We start from the raw sequence: 3,801 nt of genomic DNA, 5'->3' as shown, positions 1-3,801 counted from the left end.
GGCTCGATACGCTGGGCGCAATCACGCGCGGCCAGCGCCAGACCGGCGGCCAGGGCCTGTTCCGGCCAGAGGACAATCTGGAAAGCCACCATGCCCGCGATGCGCTACGGCAACTCTATCTGCTGATCGTACGCGGCAAGGTCGAGGGCTGCTCGCTCGACCGTTTCGAGGCGGCGACGGGTCTCAAGCTGATGGATGCCAATGGCATCAAGGACGAGTTGCCGCCGATCACCACCTTCCTCAATCGCCTGCTCGCACTGACCATTGCGCTGCAGGGCGTGCTGTTCGGTGCCTTCGAGCAACTGCTGGCGGCGCGCATCGAGGGCGCGATCGCGTCAGGCACCTACGACGCCGGGCTGGAGACGCTGCAGGCCGAAAACTTCGTCGTCACCGATCGGCAGGTGATCTACACCCATCCGCGCACCGGCGCCGAAAGCCGCCTGCTCACGATCACCGAACGCAAGCGCAATCGGCCGGTCACGCTCAATGCGGCGCTCGATCATCTCCGCGATCCGCGTGCCGTATTGCTCATCAACGAGCAATCGGGCCGCGCCGCCGTGCAGATCCCGACCCCCAGCGTCATGCTCGACGATGGCGAGGTCGAGCGACGTGTCCGCCTGGTCCGGCCGATGGAAGGCCAGAACATGCCGCTAAAGGCCATGGGCGAAACACGCTGGGTCGAGGCCGACCGCGAGGCTTTCACAACTGCCTGGACGGCCGAAATCGCCGGGGTGCCGGAGTTTTCGGACTCGGTCTTGCACATGGTCACCGGCCTGCTGCTGCCGATCTGGAAGCGCCTGCCCAACGAGTCGACCCGCGTTTATCGACTTCAGACCGACGAGGGCGAGCGCCTCATCGGCCGCCGCGTCTCGCAGGCATGGGCCGCCAAAGCCTCTGCGACGAACGTGGTTGCGCTATCGCCGGAGCAGGCATTTGCAGCTCTGCTGGACGGCCGGACCATCCTCGATCTTGCCGAGGATCTCCAGCTTCGCCGCAGCCGCGTCATGGGCGCATGGCGCATCGAATTGTCCGGCTTCACCGACACGATGCGCGAGCGCCTCACCGCCTACGGTCTCTTCCACGAGATCATTTCGTGGAAGCTCAGGATGTTCGTGCCCATCGACGCCAACGGGCCTGCCGTGCTGGAGCGCGTACTCGACCGCTTCCCAATCGAGCGGGTCAGTGAGCGGGAGGCTGCATGATTCCGCCTCACGCTGCCTCCGACCTCGCACACCGCCTCGGCGAATATGCCGAGGCGGTGTGCCGCCACTACCTCTCCAATGGCCGTCGCCAGGGCAACTATTGGACCGTCGGCGACGTCCGCAATGCGCCGGGCCGCTCGATGTTCGTGCGTCTGCAGCCATCCCCGAAGGGACCGCCAGGCAAATGGAGCGACGCCGCTACCGGCGAGCATGGCGATTTGCTCGATGTCATCCGCGAATCCCTCGGACTGGTCAATTTCCGGGACGTCGCCGACGAGGCGCGCGAGTTTCTCGCTATGCCAGATGCCAGGCCACTCCGACCGGCCGAGCCGATCACGCGGGTTCCCATTGGATCTCCGGAGGCGGCTCGCCGACTGGTCGCCATGTCGAAGCCCATTATCGGCACCCTCGTGGAAACGTATTTGCGTGGACGTAGCATTACGAGTTTGTACGGCACCGGATCGCTGCGGTTCCATCCGCGCTGCTACTATCGGCCAGACGATCATGGACCGACCGAGACCTTGCCGGCGATGATCGCCGCTGTCACCGACCTCGATGGACATCTGACCGGCGCGCACCGCACCTGGCTCGCACCGGACGGAACCGGCAAGGCACTCGTCGACACACCGCGTCGTGCAATGGGTGACCTTCTCGGTCACGCCGTCCGCTTCGGCGTACCCGGTGGCGTCATGGCGGCAGGCGAAGGCATCGAGACGACGCTATCGCTGAGATGCGCCTTGCCCGACATGGCGATGGCTGCGGCACTCTCGGCAGCCCATCTTGCCGCCATCCTGTTCCCTCCGAACCTGCGGCGGCTTTATGTCATCCGCGACAACGATCCGGCCGGTGACGGTGCCCGTGACCGCCTGCTCGAGCGCTCGGCGGACGCCGGAATCGAGGCAATCGTGCTGTCGCCGGAGACGGAGGACTTCAACGAAGACCTCCGCCATTTCGGACTTGCCGCCTTCCGCGCCTCGATTGCGGACCAGCTCATGCGCAAAGATCGCATCCGCTATCTGACACAGGCGGGATGAGCCGTGAGGGGAAGCGCGCGGTGCATGGTGCCGGTGCGCCGCATGGATGCGTGGCCCGCCGGCAGAGAAACGCGCCCCGGCCTTCGAGAGGGCGATCGGCCCACAATCGGGCCGGCCAGGCAATGGCGCCGGCCGACTATTTTCCGGCGGCGCACGACGACTCGCGAATGGCAGCGATTGGGGCGCGACGCCTTTCCATCGCGAGGCAAAATAGCCGGCCGCCGCCATCCTCCGCTGTGCTCCGGCCCTCCGCTTCGCTGCGGGTGTCGGACCGTCCCGCCCGTGGGCTCTCGTCGCCATGAAGGCCGCGAGGGTCGCGGTCAAACCGACGGGAGCATCCCATGAGCGAGCACGACGACACCGAACCGCACCACGCCGCATCTCCGACCGATCACATCCTCACCGAACTCCAGCTCTATGGCTGGCGCCCCTACGCGGACGAGCCCGATCAGCGACCGCTCCCCGGTGGCGACCACGTGGCCGGAGCCGTGGCCGACATCTTTGACGCCCTCATCGCCACCTTGGCCGACACACGCCTCGAACCCGACCTCGATGACCTGCTCTGGTCCGTCACCAATGTCTTCCACCGAGCTGTGCAACGGATCGAGCGGCAACTGGACGACAACGAGCAGGCCCAGCGCCGTCTGCAGCGCGAACAGGACGGCAGCGAGATCAAGGCGGTCGAACTCGAGAACCTCACCGCCCAGGGCCAGACCATGATCGAACGGCGCGACGCCTTCGAGCTTATGCGTGACCAGGCCGCCGACCACTACGATCAGTACACCGGCTCGGCCTGGCGACCGCGCACGGGGTCGATGGTCAACCACCACCATCTCACCGCCGCAATGATCGATAGCCGCGACTTCCTCGCGGCCAGGCGGCGCGCGGAAACCGAGGTCATGTTACCCGCCGGCCCCAAGATCGCCTTCTCCGGCGGCGATACCGCTGATCACGAGCTGATCTGGGCAAAGCTCGACCAAATCCGCTCCAAGCACCCCGACATGGTGCTGATGCACGGCGGATCACCGAAAGGCGCCGAAAAGATCGCCGCCCGCTGGGCCGATCATCGCAAGGTGCCGCAGGTCGCCTTCAAGCCCGACTGGAGCAAACATGCCAAAGCCGCTCCCTTCAAGCGCAACGACCAGATGTTGGCGGTCATGCCGATCGGCGTCATCATCTTTCCGGGCACCGGCATTCAGGAGAACCTGGCGGACAAGTCCCGCAAGCTCGGCATCCCGGTCTATCGGCTCGGCGGCTCGTGAGCGCTGCCTTCCCCCACTCAAAGTCGCAGTCCAGGTTCGGTCAGCGCTATTGCGCAATGTCTTCATCTCACCGAAGCCGACGTATGCCCCTAATGACGCGAATGGCCGCTTTGCGCCTCATGCCTGCCGCACACGATTGCGTAGCCACTGACTGAAAGCAGACGTCGTCAACAGCGAGGCTCAGTTAAGGAACTGACGCTTGTTCCCAGCTGTCGGACGACTGCTGCCAGATGCAACCCTTTTTGTGGCGTTTCGCGCGCAGTACATTGTCATGGACTAAAAAACGGGCTGCCGGTCCAATCT

The 3,801-nt window shown here is 65.2% G+C and carries 3 protein-coding genes; all 3 read left to right on the top strand.

All coding sequences use genetic code 11. From position 1 onward, the window contains the following. Positions 1 to 1,202, top strand: a 1,202-nt coding sequence (locus ACXJ7R_RS27095) for a strawberry notch C-terminal domain-containing protein (RefSeq protein ID WP_457154507.1), incomplete at its 5' end; no start/stop codon positions are given. Further along, on the top strand, positions 1,199 to 2,236 hold the full coding sequence (locus tag ACXJ7R_RS27090) for a DUF7146 domain-containing protein (protein WP_457154506.1): 1,038 nt from the start codon (positions 1,199 to 1,201) through the stop codon (positions 2,234 to 2,236). The genes ACXJ7R_RS27095 and ACXJ7R_RS27090, both read left to right, overlap by 4 nt. 341 nt (positions 2,237 to 2,577) lie before the next feature. Beyond that, positions 2,578 to 3,498, top strand: coding sequence for a DUF2493 domain-containing protein (locus ACXJ7R_RS27085; RefSeq protein ID WP_457154505.1), 921 nt, complete (start codon positions 2,578 to 2,580; stop codon positions 3,496 to 3,498). Positions 3,499 to 3,801 lie beyond the last annotated feature (303 nt).

This window comes from Mesorhizobium sp. P5_C1 (assembly GCF_054049815.1).
Note: the sequence above shows the minus strand (reverse complement) of the source record. Positions and strands in the feature narration are given on the sequence as shown.

What these genes read in the sequence shown, in the direction of transcription:
- ACXJ7R_RS27090 (WP_457154506.1), top strand. Translation starts at nt 1,199, where the DNA reads ATGATTCCGCCTCACGCTGCCTCCGACCTCGCACACCGCCTCGGCGAA.
- ACXJ7R_RS27085 (WP_457154505.1), top strand. Translation starts at nt 2,578, where the DNA reads ATGAGCGAGCACGACGACACCGAACCGCACCACGCCGCATCTCCGACC.